Annotated in this window: 1 protein-coding gene and 1 pseudogene; both read left to right on the top strand. The window is 44.4% G+C overall.

Annotated features, from left to right (window positions below):
* Window positions 1-97, top strand: a pseudogene (locus R7R24_RS28695) (metal-dependent hydrolase); the annotation flags it as partial.
* The coding region (locus R7R24_RS28690) for an RlmF-related methyltransferase (protein ID WP_318120457.1) at window positions 84-594 on the top strand (511 nt) is incomplete at its 3' end. The pseudogene R7R24_RS28695 and the gene R7R24_RS28690, both read left to right, overlap by 14 nt.

Here is a 594-nt window from a genome sequence, read left to right as displayed (position 1 = left end):
TTGTTACATGGAGCCTGAGTATCACCAGCTCGAATTTGATGCTCGTCTGTTTATGATTTACCTCGATTTAAAAGCGAATTCGAATGAAGAACAATAGCCACAACGCGAAACAGGCTCCGTCTAAAGCAGCTAAGCCAAAGCATGATAACGACGTTAACAAGGCCAAGCCGAAGCGTGTAAAAAAGAAAGCAGCAGTGAAAGCGAAACTATCGGCAGAAAAGAGCGATGTGGATTTTATCAAGATTGCTAAAAGTGGTTTGCATGAAAGTAATGCGCATCGTGGTCGTTATGATTTCAAAAAGCTAATCGCCAGTGAGCCATCGCTGGCATCGTTTGTTATCAAGAATCCTAAAGGCGAGGATTCAATCAACTTCTCTGACCCGAAAGCAGTGAAAATGCTGAACAAAGCACTTCTCGCGGCGTATTACAACATTGATTTTTGGGATATTCCTGAGCACTATTTATGCCCACCAATTCCTGGTCGAGCGGACTCCATTCACCGAGTGGCAGAACTACTTGATGGTGAAGTCAAAGGGACCTACCGTCATCAGAACGTACGCGCGTTGGATGTGGGTGTTGGAGCAAACTGTATTT

It is taken from the genome of Vibrio sp. 704, assembly GCF_033339295.1.
This window is presented reverse-complemented; position numbering and strand designations above follow the sequence as displayed.